Annotated in this window: 17 protein-coding genes; 8 read left to right on the top strand and 9 right to left on the bottom strand. The window is 74.6% G+C overall.

The window, feature by feature from the left end; all coding sequences use genetic code 11:
• Positions 1 to 28: 28 nt before the first annotated feature.
• A complete protein-coding gene (fxsA, locus tag ACZ51I_RS24985; protein ID WP_468879754.1) occupies positions 29 to 622 on the top strand; it encodes an FxsA family membrane protein in 594 nt (197 codons plus the stop codon).
• A gap of 157 nt (positions 623 to 779) precedes the next feature.
• On the opposite strand, the gene ACZ51I_RS24980 is transcribed toward fxsA, so the two are convergent.
• From ACZ51I_RS24980 to yczE, 4 genes are all read right to left on the bottom strand, one after another.
• Positions 780 to 1,154 (bottom strand): RNA polymerase-binding protein RbpA, encoded by a 375-nt coding sequence (locus ACZ51I_RS24980; protein WP_015032218.1) that lies wholly within the window; start codon positions 1,152 to 1,154, stop codon positions 780 to 782.
• Between the two features lie 255 nt (positions 1,155 to 1,409).
• Positions 1,410 to 2,780, bottom strand: a complete 1,371-nt coding sequence (locus tag ACZ51I_RS24975) for an MFS transporter (protein WP_468879750.1) — start codon at positions 2,778 to 2,780, stop codon at positions 1,410 to 1,412.
• Between the two features lie 44 nt (positions 2,781 to 2,824).
• Positions 2,825 to 3,589 (bottom strand): glycerophosphodiester phosphodiesterase, encoded by a 765-nt coding sequence (locus ACZ51I_RS24970; protein WP_468879747.1) that lies wholly within the window; start codon positions 3,587 to 3,589, stop codon positions 2,825 to 2,827.
• On the bottom strand, positions 3,586 to 4,332 hold the full coding sequence (yczE, locus tag ACZ51I_RS24965; RefSeq protein ID WP_468879745.1) for a membrane protein YczE: 747 nt from the start codon (positions 4,330 to 4,332) through the stop codon (positions 3,586 to 3,588). The genes ACZ51I_RS24970 and yczE overlap by 4 nt, the downstream gene beginning before the upstream one ends.
• 102 nt (positions 4,333 to 4,434) lie before the next feature.
• Here yczE and ACZ51I_RS24960 point away from each other — a divergent pair, with 102 nt between their 5' ends.
• The gene (locus ACZ51I_RS24960; RefSeq protein WP_468879742.1) at positions 4,435 to 5,937 is read left to right on the top strand and encodes an SCO1417 family PLP biosynthesis transcription factor; all 1,503 of its coding nucleotides are present in this window, start codon (positions 4,435 to 4,437) and stop codon (positions 5,935 to 5,937) included.
• A 54-nt stretch (positions 5,938 to 5,991) separates the two neighbouring features.
• Here the strand turns inward: ACZ51I_RS24960 and ACZ51I_RS24955 are convergent, their stop codons facing one another.
• Entirely contained in the window at positions 5,992 to 7,785 is a 1,794-nt protein-coding gene (locus ACZ51I_RS24955) for a hypothetical protein (protein ID WP_468879740.1), read from the bottom strand.
• A 37-nt stretch (positions 7,786 to 7,822) separates the two neighbouring features.
• On the bottom strand, positions 7,823 to 8,017 hold the full coding sequence (locus ACZ51I_RS24950) for a hypothetical protein (protein ID WP_015032212.1): 195 nt from the start codon (positions 8,015 to 8,017) through the stop codon (positions 7,823 to 7,825).
• A 308-nt stretch (positions 8,018 to 8,325) separates the two neighbouring features.
• Between ACZ51I_RS24950 and ACZ51I_RS24945 the strand changes: the two genes are divergently transcribed.
• Positions 8,326 to 8,718 carry an ankyrin repeat domain-containing protein gene (locus ACZ51I_RS24945; RefSeq protein ID WP_468879737.1) on the top strand — a complete coding sequence of 131 codons (393 nt, stop codon included), beginning with the start codon at positions 8,326 to 8,328 and terminating at the stop codon, positions 8,716 to 8,718.
• 261 nt (positions 8,719 to 8,979) lie between these two features.
• Complete coding sequence (locus tag ACZ51I_RS24940; protein WP_468879734.1) at positions 8,980 to 10,395, top strand: HEAT repeat domain-containing protein; 1,416 nt, start codon at positions 8,980 to 8,982, stop codon at positions 10,393 to 10,395.
• Positions 10,396 to 10,846: 451 nt separating this feature from the next.
• Here the strand turns inward: ACZ51I_RS24940 and ACZ51I_RS24935 are convergent, their stop codons facing one another.
• From ACZ51I_RS24935 to ACZ51I_RS24925, 3 genes are read right to left on the bottom strand one after another with little or no spacing between them, the layout of a single operon-like run.
• Positions 10,847 to 11,710, bottom strand: coding sequence for a 5-oxoprolinase subunit C family protein (locus ACZ51I_RS24935; protein ID WP_468879731.1), 864 nt, complete (start codon positions 11,708 to 11,710; stop codon positions 10,847 to 10,849).
• On the bottom strand, positions 11,707 to 12,327 hold the full coding sequence (locus ACZ51I_RS24930) for a 5-oxoprolinase subunit B family protein (protein ID WP_468879729.1): 621 nt from the start codon (positions 12,325 to 12,327) through the stop codon (positions 11,707 to 11,709). Before ACZ51I_RS24930 ends, ACZ51I_RS24935 begins: the two co-directional genes overlap by 4 nt.
• Positions 12,324 to 13,088 (bottom strand): LamB/YcsF family protein, encoded by a 765-nt coding sequence (locus tag ACZ51I_RS24925; protein ID WP_468879727.1) that lies wholly within the window; start codon positions 13,086 to 13,088, stop codon positions 12,324 to 12,326. The genes ACZ51I_RS24930 and ACZ51I_RS24925 overlap by 4 nt, the downstream gene beginning before the upstream one ends.
• Positions 13,089 to 13,290: 202 nt before the next feature.
• Here ACZ51I_RS24925 and ACZ51I_RS24920 point away from each other — a divergent pair, with 202 nt between their 5' ends.
• The 4 genes from ACZ51I_RS24920 (at position 13,291) to ACZ51I_RS24905 (ending at position 17,026) form a co-directional block, all read left to right on the top strand.
• Complete coding sequence (locus ACZ51I_RS24920) at positions 13,291 to 13,995, top strand: GntR family transcriptional regulator (protein WP_468879725.1); 705 nt, start codon at positions 13,291 to 13,293, stop codon at positions 13,993 to 13,995.
• Positions 13,996 to 14,082: 87 nt separating this feature from the next.
• Positions 14,083 to 15,627 (top strand): hypothetical protein, encoded by a 1,545-nt coding sequence (locus tag ACZ51I_RS24915; protein ID WP_468879724.1) that lies wholly within the window; start codon positions 14,083 to 14,085, stop codon positions 15,625 to 15,627.
• Complete coding sequence (locus ACZ51I_RS24910) at positions 15,624 to 16,127, top strand: hypothetical protein (RefSeq protein WP_468879721.1); 504 nt, start codon at positions 15,624 to 15,626, stop codon at positions 16,125 to 16,127. The genes ACZ51I_RS24915 and ACZ51I_RS24910 overlap by 4 nt, the downstream gene beginning before the upstream one ends.
• A complete protein-coding gene (locus ACZ51I_RS24905) occupies positions 16,124 to 17,026 on the top strand; it encodes a hypothetical protein (protein ID WP_468879719.1) in 903 nt (300 codons plus the stop codon). Before ACZ51I_RS24910 ends, ACZ51I_RS24905 begins: the two co-directional genes overlap by 4 nt.
• Positions 17,027 to 17,073 lie beyond the last annotated feature (47 nt).

The raw sequence follows: 17,073 nt of genomic DNA, 5'->3' as shown, positions 1-17,073 counted from the left end.
CGGCGGGGCTCCAGGCACACTGGGGTCCATGACGACCGGCGCACCGCCTCCCCTCGCCCCCAAGCGCTCACGCGCGCGTACGTTCCTTCCGCTCGGCGTCGCCGCCTGGCTGGTCCTGGAGATCTGGCTGCTCATGGTGGTGGCGGACGCGGCGGGCGGACTGACCGTCTTCGCCCTGCTCGTCGGCGGTGCCGTGCTCGGCGCCGTCGTCGTCAAGCGGGCGGGCCGCCGTGCCTTCCGCAACCTCACCTCGACCTTCCAGCAGGCCCAGGCGGCCGCGCGGGCCGGGGCGGCGCCCCCGCCCGCCGACCGGGCCGGCGCGGACGACCGCAACGGCTTCCTGATGCTCGGCGGCCTGCTCCTGATGCTCCCCGGCCTGCTCACGGACGCGGCCGGTCTGCTCCTGCTGATCCCGCAGGTCCGCTCGCTCCTCGGGCGGTACGCGGAGAAGGCCGTCGAGCGCCGGATGGGCGGCGTGCCGTCCGGCAGCCTCCAGGACGCCTTCCAGCAGGCCCGTATCCACCGCCCGGACGGGAAGGTGGTCCAGGGTGAGGTCATCCGCGAGGACGCGCCCCAGGGCCCTGGCGGCCCCGAGGGGCCCCGCCGGCCGCTGACGCCCTGATCCCCCGCCTGATTCCACGCCTGCGCCCGCCCCCGGGGCTCCCGAGGGCGGGCGCAGGCGGTTCCCGAGGGGGCGTGCGGGCACGGGGGAACGCCGCGGGGCCCGGTACACGATGTGTACCGGGCCCCGCGGCGTTGTGCTGTTGTGCGGCGGTCCGTTAGGCGGACTTGCGGCTGTCGCGCGGATGCACGGCGATGTTCATGGCGCCGGAGCGCAGGACGGCCAGCCTTTCGGCGAGGACCTCCTCCAGCTCCTCGCGGGTTCGCCGCTCCATGAGCATGTCCCAGTGCGTACGCGCAGGCTTGCCCTTCTTCTCCTCAGGTCCGTCCCCGTCCACCAGGAGTGCCTGGATTCCGCAGACCTTGCACTCCCACTCCGGCGGAATCTCCGCCTCGACCGAGAAGGGCATCTCAAAACGATGTCCCTTCTCGCATGCGTACTCCACCGCCTGGCGCGGGGCCAGATCGATGCCGCGGTCGGTCTCGTAGCTCGTCACCACGAGGCGCGTGCCGCGAAGAGCTCGCTCACTCATGAATCGTGCCTCCCGGGCTTGTCGCCCACAGGACAGGTGTCGCTGTCGTCGTTATCCGGTCAACGTCCGGTCGGCGGTAAAGATTCCCGTGCCGGGTCATGCGTCGCCCGTCGTGCCGCCCCTTGTTGTACCCACCAGTGCCCGTTTTGTCACATCTGGCGGCAGACGTGACCCGGTGTCTTCACCAAAGCAGCACGCAGTAACGGTCCGCCTGGCAGGCCAAACGCGTACACTACCGCCCTTTCGGCGCCACGTCTAAATACGCTCCGGTATCGGGTTCCCCGCGGCTTCCACCGCACGCCGGATCGGGACCCTGGCGAGCAGGACGGAGCCCGCGACGAAGAAGATCACCAGGGAGATGATGGCATCCCGGTAGCTTCCGGTCAGCTGATACGCGAGACCGAAGACGAGCGGGCCCAGCCAGCTCAGCCCCCGGTCGCTCATCTCGTACGCCGAGAAGTACTCCGCCTCCTTGCCGCGCGGCACCAGGTGCGAGAACAGCGATCGCGACAGGGCCTGGCTGCCGCCCAGGACCAGGCCGATCGCGGCCGCCAGACAGTAGAAGAACACCGGCGAGCCGGCCGGCAGGAGGTAGCCGGCCACCAGGATCAGCGTCCAGACCGCCAGGGAGCCCAGAATCGTCCGCTTGGCGCCGTACTCCCGGGCGAGTCGCCCCATGCCCAGGGCACCCGCCACCGCGAGCACCTGGACCAGCAGGACCGCCGTGATGAGCGTCGTCTGGTCCAGGTCCAGTTCCTCCGAGCCGTACACGGAGGCCTGCGAGATCACCGTCTGCACGCCGTCGTTGTAGACCAGGTACGCGAGGAGGAAGGAGAGCGTCAGCGGATGCCGGCGCATGTCCTTCAGCGTCGCCCGCAACTGGCGCCAGCCGCTGCCGACCACGCCCTCACCGCCCCGCCCGGCCCCCTCCGCGCGGACCTGGCGGTCGCGCAGCCGGCGCAGCGGCACGACGGTGAACGCACCCCACCACACGCCGGCCGAGGCCAGACAGATCCGGACCGCCTCCCCCTCCGTCAGGCCGAAGGAGTCGTGGCCCGAGTACAGGACCAGGTTCAGGACGAGGACCAGCGCGCCGGACGTGTAGCCGAAGGCCCACCCGCGCGAGGAGACCGCGTCCCGCTCGTCCGGCTCCGCGATCTGCGGCAGATACGCGTTGTAGAGCACCATCGAGACCGAGAGGGAGGCGTTCGCCACGATCAGCAGGAACGTGCCCAGCAGATACCGCTCGCCCGCCAGGAAGAACATCCCGGCCGTCGCGGTCGCCCCCAGATAGGCCGCCGCCGCGAGCAGCGGCTTCTTCCGGCCCGTACGGTCCGCGACCGCGCCGGCCAGTGGCATCACCAGGATCGCGACCACGAGCGAGGCCGACACGGCGTACGCGAAGAGCGAGCCCGCCCGCACCGGGATGCCCAGCGGATGCACGTATCCCTCGGCGTCGGCCGCGGCCCGCGCCACCGACGTCAGGTACGGGCCGAGGAACACGGTGATGACGCTCGTCGAGTACACCGAGCACGCGAAGTCGTAGAAGTACCAGCCCCGCTGCTCGCGCCGCCGCTCGGCGCGGCCGGCGGCGTACTCCTCCGGCTCGGTGGTGTCAGCGGTCACGGCCGCGCCCCCCTCGTTCGTCCCCGTGGCCGGGACGCCGCGGCTCAGACCCACGCTCCCCGGTCGGTGAGCACGTCGCGCAGCGTCTCCAGATGATCGGTCATGATGCCATCGACCCCCAGGTCGAGGAGAGTGTTCATCCGCTCCGGATCGTTCACCGTCCACACGTGGACCTGGAGCCCGCGCGCGTGCGCCTCCCGTACGAACCGCCGGTCGACCACCGGGACCCCGCCCTGGCGCTCCGGGACCTGCGCCGCCACGGCCCCGGCCCGCAGCGCCGCCGGGATCCCCCAGGAGCGCAGCCGCAGGCCGACCACCCCGCGCACCCCGTACGAGGTGGCGAGCCGCGGACCGGCCAGGCGCTGCGCCCGCGCCACCCGGGACTCGGTGAAGGAGCCCACGCAGACCCGGTCCCAGGCGCCGGTCCTGCGGATCAGGTCGATCAGCGGGGCCAGGGCCGACTCGGCCTTCAGGTCCACGTTCCAGCGCGCCCCGGGGAACTCCTCCAGGAGGTCCGCGAAGAGCGGCAGGGGCTCCGCCCCGGCCACGCGGGCCTCCCGCACCGCCGCCCACGGCAGGTCGCGGATCCGGCCCGCGGTGTCCGTCACCCGGTCGAGGGTCGCGTCGTGGAACGCGACGAGCACCCCGTCGGACGTGGTGTGCACATCGGTCTCGAAGTAGCGGTAGCCCGCCGCGGCGGCCCGGCGGAAGGCGGCCGCGGTGTTCTCCAGGCCGTTCGCCGTGCCGCCGCGATGGGCGAACGCGAGAGGGGAGGGATGGTCGAGATAAGGGTGGCGTACGCGAGTCACGGGCGCAGTATGACGCCTTCCGGTGTCCCGGCGGCGACCGCGGAGGGGACGGAACCCGGCTCGGGGGCGAGCGCCGCGCCCTCGGGGCCCGGCTCAGGGGTGAGCGCCGCGCTTTCGTGGCCCCGCTCGGCGTCCGGTTCCGGGACGGCGAACCAGCGCAGGAAGAACTGGGCGAGCGGTCCGATCGCGAGCGCGTAGAGGACCGTGCCGACGCCGACCGAGCCGCCGAGCAGGAAGCCCGTGGCGACCACCACCACCTCGATCGCCGTCCGCACCAGCCGGATGGACCGGCCGGTGAGCCGGTGCAGACCGGTCATCAGACCGTCGCGCGGGCCGGGCCCGAACCGCGCCGCGATGTACAGGCCGGTCGCGACCCCGTTCAGGACGATGCCGAGCGCGAGCAGCGGCACCTGCCCGGCCAGGCCGTGGACGTCCGGGACCAGGGCAAGGGCGCCGTCCATCGCCACACCGATGACGAACACGTTGGAGACCGTGCCGAGCCCCGGCCGCTGCCGGAGCGGGACCCAGAGGAGCAGCACCATCGCCCCGACGACGATCGACACCACGCCGATGGTCAGCCCGGTCTTCCCGGCGAGACCCTGGTGGAGGACGCCCCACGGCTCCAGGCCGAGCCCGCTGCGCACGAGCAGCGCCGAACTGACCCCGTACAGCGTCAGCCCGACGTAGAGCTGGATGAGTCGACGGGTGAGGTGCCGGCCGTCGAGGCCGGAGGCGATGGACAAGGGACTGCCCCCAAGGTGGTGGTAGTGGACTGGCTCATGACACTCTGTGGCGGGGGATCGGGTGTCGCCCATGGCCAATTCGAGGAAGGTGGACTGATTTCCATGGCTCAGTGGACTTCGGCGGTGGGGCCGGCTCAGCTCGCCCGGCAGCTCCAGGCGCAGCAGCCCCGGCCCGCCGGACCCGGCGCCCGCAAGCCGCCCGCCTACCGCTCCCTGGCCGACGGCGTCCGGCTGCTCGTCCTGGAGGGCCGGGTCCCCGTCGCCGCCCGCCTGCCCGCCGAGCGGGAGCTCGCCCTCGCGCTCAACGTCAGCCGCACGACGGTCGCCGCGGCCTACGAGGCGCTGCGCTCCGAGGGCTTCCTGGAGTCACGGCGCGGCGCCGGGAGCTGGACCGCGGTGCCCGCCGGGAACCCGCTGCCCGCGCGCGGCCTCGAGCCGCTGCCCCCCGAGGCGCTCGGCTCGATGATCGACCTCGGCTGCGCGGCGCTGCCCGCGCCCGAGCCCTGGCTCACCCGGGGCGTCCAGGGCGCGCTGGAGGAGCTGCCGCCGTACGCCCACACGCACGGGGACTACCCGGCGGGACTGCCCGCGCTGCGGCAGATGCTCGCCGACCGGTACACCGCGCGGGGCATTCCCACCATGCCCGAGCAGATCATGGTCACGACCGGCGCCATGGGCGCCATCGACGCCATCTGCCACCTCTTCGCGGGACGCGGCGAGCGGATCGCCGTCGAGTCGCCCTCGTACGCCAACATCCTCCAGCTGATGCGCTCGGCCGGCGCCCGGCTCGTGCCCGTCGCCATGGCCGAGGGCCTCGGCAGCTGGGACCTGGGCCGCTGGCGCCAGGTGCTGCGGGACGCGGCGCCCCGCCTCGCGTACGTCGTCGCCGACTTCCACAACCCGACCGGCGCGCTCGCCGACGAGGACCAGCGGCGGCAGCTCGTCGAGGCGGCCCGCTCGGCAGGCACGGTCCTCGTGGTCGACGAGACGATGGCCGAGCTGCACCTGGACGACGACCTGGAGATGCCCCGGCCGGTCTGCGCCTTCGACCCGGCGGGCGCCACCGTCCTCACGGTCGGCTCGGCCAGCAAGGCCTTCTGGGCGGGCATGCGCATCGGCTGGGTCCGGGCCGCGCCCGACGTCATCCGGTCCCTGGTGGCCGCGCGCGCGTACGCCGACCTGGGCACCCCCGTCCTGGAACAGCTCGGCGTGAACTGGCTCATGCGGACGGGTGGCTGGGAGGAGGCCGTGGGCCTCCGCCGCGAGCAGGCGAGGGAGAACCGGGACGCGCTCGTCACCGCCGTCCGCCGCGAACTCCCGGAGTGGGAGTTCTCGGTCCCGCGCGGCGGCCTGACCCTGTGGGTCCGCACCGGCGGCCTGTCCGGCTCCCGGCTCGCCGAGGCGGGGGAGCGGGTCGGCGTCCGCGTCCCCTCGGGACCCCGCTTCGGCGTCGACGGCGCCTTCGAGGGCTTCGTCCGGCTGCCCTTCACCGTCGCCGGCGCGGTCGCCGACGAGGCGGCCGCCCGGCTGGCCGCCGCCGCCCGCCTGGTCGAGTCCGGCGCCGGAAGCGGCGGGTCGGAACCGCCGAGGTCGTTCGTGGCCTAGACGTACGGAAGGAGGGTGCACACGCGCGCGTGTGCACCCTCCTTCCGTACGCCCTCAGCCCTCCGCGGGGACCGGGGTGTGGAACGGTGCACCGCCGCCCGGCTCGGTGCGGGGCGCCGGGGTCGGTTCCGGGGCCGGGCCGGGTGCCGTCTCGATCGTGGCGGCCGAGAACGAGACCGTGTCCTGGGCGGTGACGGTGACAGCGGTCGGGGCCACGGTCTTGACCGTCACCAGGGGCGGGTTCGCGGGTGCGGCCGGCGCCATGACCGTGGGCGGGGTCAGGGGTGCGGCCGGCGCCGTGACCGTGGGGGGAGGGCTCGTCGGCGCGGCCGGGGTCGTGTTCGTGCGGCGCTCCGGGAGCAGGTCCAGGACCGCCTGGCGGTGCGCCTCGCTCGTCGCGTCGTCGTACGGGTCGGGCGTCGCCGGCACCTGGAGCCGCAGCACGGGACCGGTGCCCAGGCGCGCGTAGCCACGGCCCGCCGGGACCTCGGCGGTCGGCGTCGTGTGCGGCCGGGCGCCGAGGACGGCCGCGATCTGTTCCGGGGCGGCGGGGCCGAGGACGATCCGGGCCCGCGTGTGCGCCCGTACCGCCTCGCTCAGCATGTCCGTGCTGTCGAACTGCTCGGCCACCACCACCGTGACCTGCGCGGCGCGCCCGTGCCGCAGCGGCACCTGGAGCAGCTCCTGCGGGTCGGGGCGGCCGTCGGCGGCGGCCAGGTCGCCGAGGACGCTCGGCCGGTCCAGCAGGATCCACAGCGGGCGGCGGGTGTCCTCGGGCGCGGGAAGACCGGCCTGCCGGGCCCGGTTGGCGGCGGTCAGCCGCCGCTCCGTCTCGTGCGCCGCCCACTCCAGGGTGGCGAGGGCGCCGGACAGTCCGCACTCGACCGCGAGGACGCCGTCGCGGCCGGCCAGGCACGCGTACTCGCCGGAGCCGCCGCCCTCGACGATCAGCACGTCGCCGTGGGGGAGGGCCTGGAGCGCGATCGAGCGCAGCAGGGAGGTGGTGCCGCTGCCGGGCTGGCCGACGGCGAGCAGATGGGGCTCGGTGGAGCGGGGCCCGGTGCGCCAGACGACGGCCGGGGCGTCCTCCGTACCGTCGGCCGACACGACGGGCACCGTCCGCTGCACGGCGTCGGCGTCCGTGAAGCCGAGGACCGTCTCGCCCGGCACCGTGACGAAGCGCTGGGCGGCGATGCTGGTGGGCAGGGCGGGCAGCACGCTCATGACGAGCCGGTTGCCCTCCTCGTCCCAGTCGAAGCGGTACTCACGGCCCCGCCCCGACTTGGCGTGCAGCAGCTGCTCGATGCGGGCGCGGGCGGCCGGCTCGCCGTCGGTGAAGTACGGGGGGTACGCGATCCTCAACCGGGTCAGCCGCCCGTCCTCGTCGAAGGCGTACTCCCCGAACGCGCCGCTCCACTCGCCGCCGTGGGCGAAGAGCGGTTCGGGATCCTCGGGCACGGAGAAGTACGGCACGAGCGCCTCGTACAGGCCCTTGAGGCGGGCGAGCTCCGCGTCGTCGGGCCCGGTCCTCACGACCGGGCGTTCACGGCCCTTCCAGGCGGCCGCGCCCATGAGCGCGACGAGAGCGAGAAGCGGGCCGTACGGCATGAGGGCGACGACCAGGACGCAGGACGCGACCAGGAGCAGCGTGGGACCACGCCGCTCCTTCGGGGTCGCGACCCACCTGGCGCGCGCGCTCGCGGCCAGCTTCCGCAGACCACGGGAGACCGTGATCAGTGGATGGAGCACGTCGGTGGCGCTGTCGGCGGCCGTGCGCGCGATCTCTCGACTGCGAGCGATCTGTGCGCTGCCGCTGGTCAGAATGCGGGGGAGTGGTCGCCGGGCCACGAAGTACTCCTGAATCGGTGGAAGGGACTGGAGGGCGTCAGAACTTGATCCCGCCCAGGAGGCCGGCGAGGCTCTGCCCACCCGCCGTGATGCTCGGGGCGATGGCGGTGCCCGCGAGGTAGAAGCCGAACAACGCGCTGACGAGGGCGTGCGAGGCCTTCATCCCGTCCTTCTTGAAGAACAGGAAGCAGATGATGCCGAGCAGGACGACGCCTGAAATGGACAGGATCATTGGTCGTTCTCCTGGTTGAGGGGACAGTCACCATGAGTCCTTCCAGATTCACAGCAAGTATCTATGTGACTAAAGGTGCATTGGGGTGAAAAACGGGTGATTTCACTTGAGCGGCCGACGTCGGACGCCGCGCCGGGTGGCGAAATGACCGGAGTGCGCTAGAAGCGGACCCCGGGGCGGGATGACGTGATGTTTGCCTCCGCCGGGCGCGGTCATGTCGCCGGACGGGCAGTACCCTGTCGAATCACTCGTACGGCCGCGCTTGCCGTGCACAGGACGACAACGCAGGAGAGAGGCGGTCCCACCGGATGAGCGAGACTCCGGATCCCGAGGTCATCGAGCTGGCGTCCAAGGTCTTCGACCTCGCGCGCACGGGTGACGCCGAGGCCCTCGCCGCCTACGTCGACGCGGGCGTCCCCGCGAACCTCACCAACGACAAGGGCGACACCCTCGTCATGCTCGCCGCCTACCACGGCCACGCCGCCGCGGTCACCGCCCTCCTGGAGCGCGGCGCCGAGCCCGACCGCGCCAACGACCGCGGCCAGACCCCGCTCGCCGGCGCCGTCTTCAAGGGCGAGGACGCCGTCATCCGCGCGCTCCTCGCCGCCGGCGCAAAACCGGAGGCAGGGACTCCGTCCGCGCTCGACACCGCCCGCATGTTCGGCAGGACCGAACTCCTCGAACTCTTCGGAGCCAGGTGAACGGCGGCTGAACCCCAGGTGGGAGCGGCGTCGTAAATGTGGTCGCGGTGGCGAAATGGGTGGGTCATCATGACGTCGGGCCCGGCAAAACGGGCCACCGACGAGAGGCTGAGGAAGATGATCACTGGCAGACGAACGGCGACGACGACGTGCGGCCCCGAATGTTGCCGCACGGCCTAGGCGTACGGGCGATGTACCGCCCGACCGGGCTCCCCCCGGTTTCCCCCGGTCGTGTCGACAGCTTGATGTGAGGCGTCTTCCATGTTCGATCCAGTCATAGCGCCGAGCGGCACCCTGCTCGGTCTGCTGCAGCGGGGCCGCGGCGACGGCACCCTGCACGCGCTCGCCGCGCCACGTGCCGAGGCCCTCGCGGCCCTCAACCACTGCGTTCTCGACGACCCCCGCCACGACTGGCAGGTCGAGAACCGCTCCCTCTACTACGCCCGTCTCTACCTGGACCTCCATGGAGGTCTCGACGAGATCGAGGCGCACCTCCTGGGTGCCGAGGACCACCTCGACACCGAGGAGTCCAGGACCGGGCTCGCGCTCGCCGTCCTCGGGCACCTCGCGTCCTACGGACGCCAGGACGCCCTGCTGCTGCTCCGGCGGTACGCGGCGACCGGCACGAACTGGGCCTGGGCCCTCGACGAGCTGGCCGTCCGCGACGACGACGCCGGTCTCCGCGCGCTCGCCCTGCCCGTCCTGGCCCGCTTCCCGGCCGACGCGGAGGGCGACGCCGAGCTGGCGCGCACCGTCCGCGACGCCTTCGAGCCCCGCCCCTGGCGGCTGTGGGCCGAGGACCCGCGGGACGCCGTCGGCGCCCGCGTCAGGACCGCCCGGGAGCAGGGCTCCTTCGACCGCTGGCAGCGCCAGATGCGCCCGGCGGGGCCCCGCCCCGGCTGGAGCGTCAAGGCCGTCCTCGACTGGGCGCAGGAGGGGTACGAGCGCGGTGCCGTGCTGTACGGCCCCGCCGCCCGCTGCCTCACCGCCGTCGCGGGACCCGAGGACCGGCCCGAGCTCCTCGCCGCCGCCCGGCACGGCGCGGACGGAGCCCGCGGCGCCGCCCTGCACCACCTCGCCGAGTCACGGGACCCCGCCGTCCTCGACCTCGTCGAGGCCGCCGCCGACGGCGGCTCACGCGAGGTCGCCGACGCAGCCGTCGCCGCGTACCGGCGGATGTGCGGCGAGGACGCCGTCGCCCGCGCCCGCGCGTGGGTCCGGCGCCCCGACGCCCTCGGGACGGCCGCCGCCGAGGTCCTCGCCTGCCGCGGCACGGCCCAGGACGCCACCCTCGTCCTCGGCGCCCTGCGCGACACCGTGCGCTCCGCGGGCCCCGACGCCCCCGAGCTCGCCTGCCTCGTCGACGGCGCCGGACGCCTCGGCATCGGCTGCGCGGCCCCCGTGCTGCGCCACGTCTACCGCGAGACGACCTCCTCCCAACTGCGCGGCCGCGTGGCCCGCGCCCTCGCCGCCACCGACCCCACCTTCGCGAGCGGCTTCGCCGTCGAATGCCTCTGGGACTGCGAGGAGACCACCCGCGAGGTCGCGGCCCAGCACGCCGAGACCGGTGACGTGCGCGTCGCCGAACGATTGCGCCGCCTCGCCGCCGACCCGGCCGAAGAGGTCGAGGTCCAGACGGCTGTACGCAACCGGATAGGGCCGGACCTCCAGGTCTGACCCCGGCTCCGGGGCAGCGCGGATCCGGCCAACCCCTCCCGGCCCGACCCCGCGCACCCGAGCCACCCGCCACCCGGCCCCCGGGGCGGCGCGGCCTGCGGCGGAGAACCCGCCGACCGTGGCCCCGCCCCGGGGGCCGTGCGCGTCTCCCGGGAACGGCGCCGGGAAGCTCCGACGTCGACTCGGCTCCTCATGTCCATCGCCGAGCAGATGGGCGTCCGCCTGGAGAACACCGCCCAGTCCGTCGACATCAAGGAACGCCTCGTGTCTCCTGGCGCCGGTGACGGTGGCCCCTCTCACCGGACACCGCAGGGTCCCGCCCCCCTCGAAGGCGCCGCGACCACGGAAATGGGCCCGGCCACGTCCTGGTCCTGCGCACCCCGGGCGCCCATCGCCGGACCGAGCCGCCATCGAGCCCCGCTGCCGGGGCCCCCGAGTCGTCCCCCAGCCCTCAGCGCCCCGGCACGAACCGCACCGGCGTCCCCGGGACCGCCTGCGCCGCCGCGCCCAGGTCGGCCTCCCGTACCACCGCGACCACCGGATAGCCCCCGGTCGTCGGATGGTCCGCGAGGAACACGACCGGCCGCCCGTCCGGCGGCACCTGCACCGCGCCCAAGACCATGCCCTCGCTCGCCAGCTCGCCCGGCACGGCGCGCTCCAGGGCCGGGCCCTCGAGCCGCAGCCCGATCCGGTTGCTCGCCGGGGAGACCCGGTACGCGCGCGTGGTGAAGGCGCGGAGCGCCGCACCCGTGAACCAGTCGTCGCGGGGGCCCACCCGCACCCGCAGGACGAGTTCGTCCGGCGGGCCCGGCCACGGAGGCGCGTCGACCGGCCCCCGCACGACCGGGGCCGCGCCCAGCGGCAGCACCGCCCCCTCCGTGAGCGGCGCCGTGCCGAGACCCGACAGGAGGTCGGTGGAGCGGCTGCCGAGCACCGGCGCGACGGCGATCCCGCCGCCGATCGCCACGTACGAACGCAGTCCGCGCACGGCCGCGCCCACCTCCAGGACCGACCCGGCCCCGACCCGCACCGTCGTCCCCCAGGCGGCCGGGCGCCCGTCCACCCGGACCGGGCACGGCGCGCCGCCGACCGCCACGGTCACCGCGCACCGGGGCCGCAGCGCGCACCCGCTGACGGTGGTCTCCAGGACCGCCGCTCCCTCCGCGTTGCCGACGAGCCGGTTGACGAGCCGTACGGCCGCCGGGTCGAGAGCGCCCGAGCGGGGCACGCCGAGGTGCGCGTACCCCGGGCGCCCCAGGTCCTGGACGGTGGTCAGCGCCCCGGCCCGGACCACGGCGACGGCCCGGGTGCTCATCGCCCGCCCCCTGCCGTGAACCGGACCCGGGTGCCCGGAGTGAGGAGCGCGGCCGGGTCCCTTTCGGTGTCCCACAGCACGAGGTCCGTGGTGCCGATCAGTTGCCAGCCGCCGGGGGAGGAGCGCGGGTACACCCCCGTGTACCTGCCGGCCAGGGCGACGGAGCCGGCCGGGACGGCCGTCCGCGGGGTGGCGCGGCGCGGCACCTCGTACCGCTCGCCGAGCCCCGTCAGATAGCCGAAGCCGGGTGCGAACCCGCAGAAGGCCACCCGGAACTCGGCCGCCGTGTGGATCCGTACCGCCGCCTCCACGGACACCCCCCAGAGCGCGGCCACGTCCGCCAGGTCGGGTCCGTCGTAGCGGACCGGCACCTCCACGGCCTCGCCCACGCGCGCGGGGAGCGGCGCCGGCTCCCAGCCGGTCAGCTCGACCGCCAGCCGCGCCGGATCGTCCACCCCGTCGAGCAGCACCGTCCGCGCCGCCGGCACGATCTCCCGTACGGCGGGCAGTGTGCCGGCCGCCTTCCGCCGCAGCAGCTCGGCGTGGAAGGCCTCGGTCGCCCCGCCGCCGTCCAGTTCCACGAGGAGGGCCCGGTCGCCCACCCTCAGCACCCTCACGCGAAGGCCTCGACGCGCACGCCGGAGGCTTCCAGCCGCGCACGGACCCGCCGGGCGAGGTCCACCGCGCCCGGGGTGTCCCCGTGCAGGCAGAGCGACCGGGCCCGTACGGCGACGGAGTTCCCGCCGTGTGCCGTGACGACCCCGGAGCGGGCCAGGGACAGCGCCCGTTCGACCACCTCGTCCGGATCCGTGAGGACGGCCCCCTCCTGCCCCCGGGGCAGCAGGGAGCCGTCCTCACGGTAGGCCCGGTCGCCGAAGGCCTCGGCGACGACCGGCAGCCCGGCCGCCGCGGCCGCCTCGTGCAGCCGGGACCCCGGCAGCCCGAGCACCGGCAGCGTCCGGTCGGCCAGCAGCACACCCTCGACGACGGCCGCCGCCTGTTCCGCGTCCCGGACCACCCGGTTGTAGAGCGCCCCGTGCGGCTTGACGTACGAGACGCGCGAGCCCGCGGCGCGGGCGAAGACCTGCAGGGCGCCGATCTGGTACGCCACCTCGGCGGCCAGCTCCGCCCCGGGGACGTCCATCGCGCGCCGCCCGAAGCCGGCCAGGTCGCGGTAGGACACCTGCGCGCCGATCCGTACCCCGCGTGCCGCCGCGAGCTCGCAGACCCGCCGCATGGTGACCGCGTCCCCGGCGTGGAAGCCGCAGGCCACGTTGGCGCTGGTCACGACCGAGAGGAGCTGCTCGTCATCGGTCAGCGTCCAGCGGCCGAAGCCCTCGCCGAGATCGGCGTTGAGGTCGATCGGAACCGAGGACATGCGGTGCTTCCTCTCTCGCCCGGTGGCGCGGCCGGTGCTCATGGACGCGCGGTGCGGCAGGGCCCTGCCATGCCATCACGGTAGAGGATTGTTGAACGATCCGACAAGAGATGTGTTGTCGCCTCCCCGTTTCTGCGGTTGACTCGGCCCGTTCCGCGGGCCATCCGGCCGCGGGCGTCGGAAGGCGGGAGGCGCGGTGGACATGAGCGGGGCCGGCGGGCTGACGGACGACCGCGCGCTGCTGGGGCGCACGAGCACGGCGGAGCGCGTCGCGGACGTCCTGCGCACCCGGATCGCGGAGGGCTACTTCCCGCCCGGCACGCGACTCTCCGAGGAGAGCATCGGCGGCGCCCTCGGCGTCTCCCGCAACACACTCCGCGAGGCCTTCCGGCTCCTCACCCACGAGCGCCTGCTCGTCCACGAGCTCAACCGGGGCGTCTTCGTCCGTGTCCTCGCCGTCGACGACGTGGACGACATCTACCGCACCCGCCGGCTCGTCGAATGCGCCGTCGTCCGGGGCCTGGGACAGCCGCCGTTCACCCTCGACGCCCTCGCCGCCGCCGTCGCCGAGGGCGAGGCCGCGGCCCGCGCCGAGGACTGGACGGGCGTCTCCACGGCCAACATCCACTTCCACCGCGAACTCGTCGCCCTCGCGGAGAGCGCCCGCACCGACGAACTGATGCGCGGGGTTCTCGCCGAACTCCGCCTCGCCTTCCACCTCGTCGACGACCCGCGCACACTGCACGAGCCCTACCTCCGGAGGAACCGGGAGATCCTGGACGCCCTGCGCGCCGGAGAACGCGCCTCGGCGGAGCGGCTCCTCGCCCGGTACCTGGACGACTCCCGCACCCGCGTCGTCCAGGTCTACGCCCGGGCGGTCGAGGACCCGGCGGCCCCGGCCGGCTGACCGCGGAGCCCGTACGGGGCTCCCCCGGGGCCGGTCGTATCTGCGCCGTTTCGACCGTTGTCAGGGTGAGGACCTAATCTGTGCACCGTGACTTCGCCTGCCTCGACGGACCTCGCTCCGCCCCAGCTCAGCGCGGGGCCGCGCCCCGCGCAGGGCCCGGCCGCCGACGAAGGGCTCGCGCGGCGGCTCCGCGCGCTCGCGTGCACCGCCCCGCTGCACGACCTCGACGCGCGCAAGGCGAACCTGGCCGGCGAGTACACGGTCTACGCGATGGCCGAGGTGGCCCTCGCCGCGATCGACCTCATCACGCTGAACATGGACTTCGACACCGGCGCCGACCACGAGCAGATCGTCGCCCGCCTGCTGCCCCGCGTCGCCGCCCAGGCCCCCACCCGCCCCGCCGCCGAGCACGAGCGCGTCGCCCGCTGGGTCCTGGAGAACCTGATCAACGTCGGCAGCGTCGACCGCGGCTTCCGCGCCGTCTACGGCACCTTCGGCAGCGACGGCGTCTACGTCCGCAGGGACTACGACTTCAAGCTCATCGAAGAGGTCCCGGGGTACGGCGGCGGGGTCTACCTCCGCACCACCGACGAAGCGGTCAACGTCCTCGTCGGAGCCCTCGACACCGACGTCACCAGCGCGCAGATCGCCGCCGAGGTGAAGCTGGAGGTCCTCATCAACCGGGGCAGGCTCGCCGACGCCCAGCTCGCCGCCGAGCAGGCGCGCTACCGGACCGTGCAGTACGCCGAGACCCTCCGCAAGACCCTGGAGGCCACCCGGCGCAACGTCCGCGCCGTCGACTGGCTCCAGACGGTCCCGGACATGATCGCCGAGGCGCTCGACCACGTGGCCGACCGCTACCGCCACGAGAACGCGATCCTCACCAACATCCGCAAGGCCCGCGACGAGGCCGAGGCCACGTCCGACGCGAAGACGGCCGAGCACAAGCGGCGCGCCGCCGAACTCGTCGACATAGTCAAGGACTGCATCCGGCGCCACACCCAGCTCCAGTCCCGCCTCCTGGAGGCCGGGCCGCTCTTCCGCGCCGAGCAGGACCGGCAGGCCTTCGCCGCCCCCACCGCCTACACCGGACTCGACCTGTACGGGCAGCTGGTCGCCCCCGTCCTGCCGCTCCCCGTCGAGCAGGCCACCCGCGTCACCGACGCCTTCTTCGCCCACGGCACCGGACTGCGGACCCCCACCTCCGTGCGTGTCGGCGACCTCGTCGACCTGCTTCTCACCCCGCCCGTCGAGCGCGAGCACCTCGGCGCGGAGATGCCCGAGCCCGACCTCATCGCCACCCCCGACGACTCCCGCTTCAGCGAGGAGCAGCTCGCGAGCGCCATGCGCCTGCTCGACCTGGAGCACGACGCCCCGCGCCGTCTCTCCGGCCTGCTCGCCGAGGCCCGCCGCCTCGACCCGGATCTTCCGTACCTGGTCGCCCTCCTCGCCGTCCACGCGGCGAGCCCGCCGGTCGGCACCGCCTACCGCCAGGGCGAGGAACGCCTCCTCTTCGCCGTCGACGACGGCACCGTCCTCGACGACCCCGAGTTCGGCGGCGCCGACCTCATCGTCGGTACGGCACTGCTCGACGCGGCGGGCATGGCCGCGGACCGCACGGAGGCATCGTGACCCTCACGCCCGTCGCCCCCACGGACCCCTCCCGTCCCGGCGCGGCCGACCCGGCCCCGCCGCCCGACAGCTCGGCCGAGCCGCCCACCGCCGGGTCGGCACCCGAACCGACCACGCCCGGCGCACCCCCGTCCACGCCGGTCGCCACCACCGAGCCCGGCGCCGCCGCCGGTCCGGAAACCGGCCCCCGAGTGCGTGCCGTGCTCGTGGACCCGCCCACCGCCGCGCGTGCCGAGACCGGGGCCGACCCCCGTGAGGCGCCCGCTGCCCGGCCCCGGCTCGGAGCCGTACCGGCGGCGGAGCCGTCCCGCTCCGACTCCGCGTCCCGGCGGCGAAGCGTCCCGGCGGTGCGCGCCGTGCGGCTCACCGCCGAACCGGCCGCACCCTCGCGCCGCCCCGCCGTGGCTCCCGCGGCCGTCACCCCCGTTCCGCTGCCCCTGCCCGAGCCCGCCCCCCGCGCCGTACCGACCGAGAGCCGTACCGAGGAGCCCCAGCCGTGAGCGAAACCCACGCCGAGTACGCCGACGCGTGGAGCGAGCAGGAGCCCCCGCAGCCCCCGGCCGCCTCCACCGCCTCCGCCGTCACCCCCGCGGACGCCGCCGACGCGGCCCGGCTCGTCTCGTTCGGGCTCCAGCCCAAGCTGCTCCCGGCCCGCGACGCCGAGTACACCGAACTCCTGCGCCGCTACCGCGAGAACCCCGCCTTCGCGCGCCTCGCCGACGCCGTCGCCACCGGCCTCGGACTCGTCGTCCTGGAGGTCTCCCCGCGCGCCGGCATGGCCGTCACCGCGGGCGAGGACTCCGTCTTCGCCGTCCGCATGGGCGACTACGCCCGCCGCGCCTCCACGGACTCCGCCGACCGGTTCCTGCACGGCCTGGCCCACCTCGCCATCGCCGCCATGGCCTTCCCCCGGCCCGAGGACCTCGCCGACGACGCGTACATCGGCCGGCTCACGGTCAACGGCGTCGACGCCTTCGTACGCCAGGCCTGTCTGCGCCTCGAGCAGCGCGCCGAGGAGCAGGGCGAGAACACCGACCCGGCCTCCGACGCCCCCGGCCTGGAGGCAGCCTGGCGGATCTACGCCCGCCGCAGCGCCACCGGAGCCACCAAGGACGCCCGCCGCCTCGCCGGTTCCACCACCGGCATCGTCGGCAAGGCGGCCGCGTTCCTCACCGACTCCGGATTCCTCCAGCGCACCGGCGACGAGGGCGGCGGCTCCTACCGCACCACCGCCCGCTACCAGCTCCAGGTCCGCGACATGGCCGGCTCCGCCGCCATGGCAGAGCTCCTCGACCTCGGCGTCGTCCCCGTCAGCGACGGCTCCGCGACCCTCCTGCCGCCACCCGAGGGCGACGACCTGGAAATCGCCGCCGACGCGGGCCTGCCCTTCCACGCGTAACCGGCCCCGCGCGACCACCACCGCGCGACCGCCCCGCGCAACCGACC

The organism is Streptomyces sp. NPDC034084 (assembly GCF_055575535.1).
This window is presented reverse-complemented; position numbering and strand designations above follow the sequence as displayed.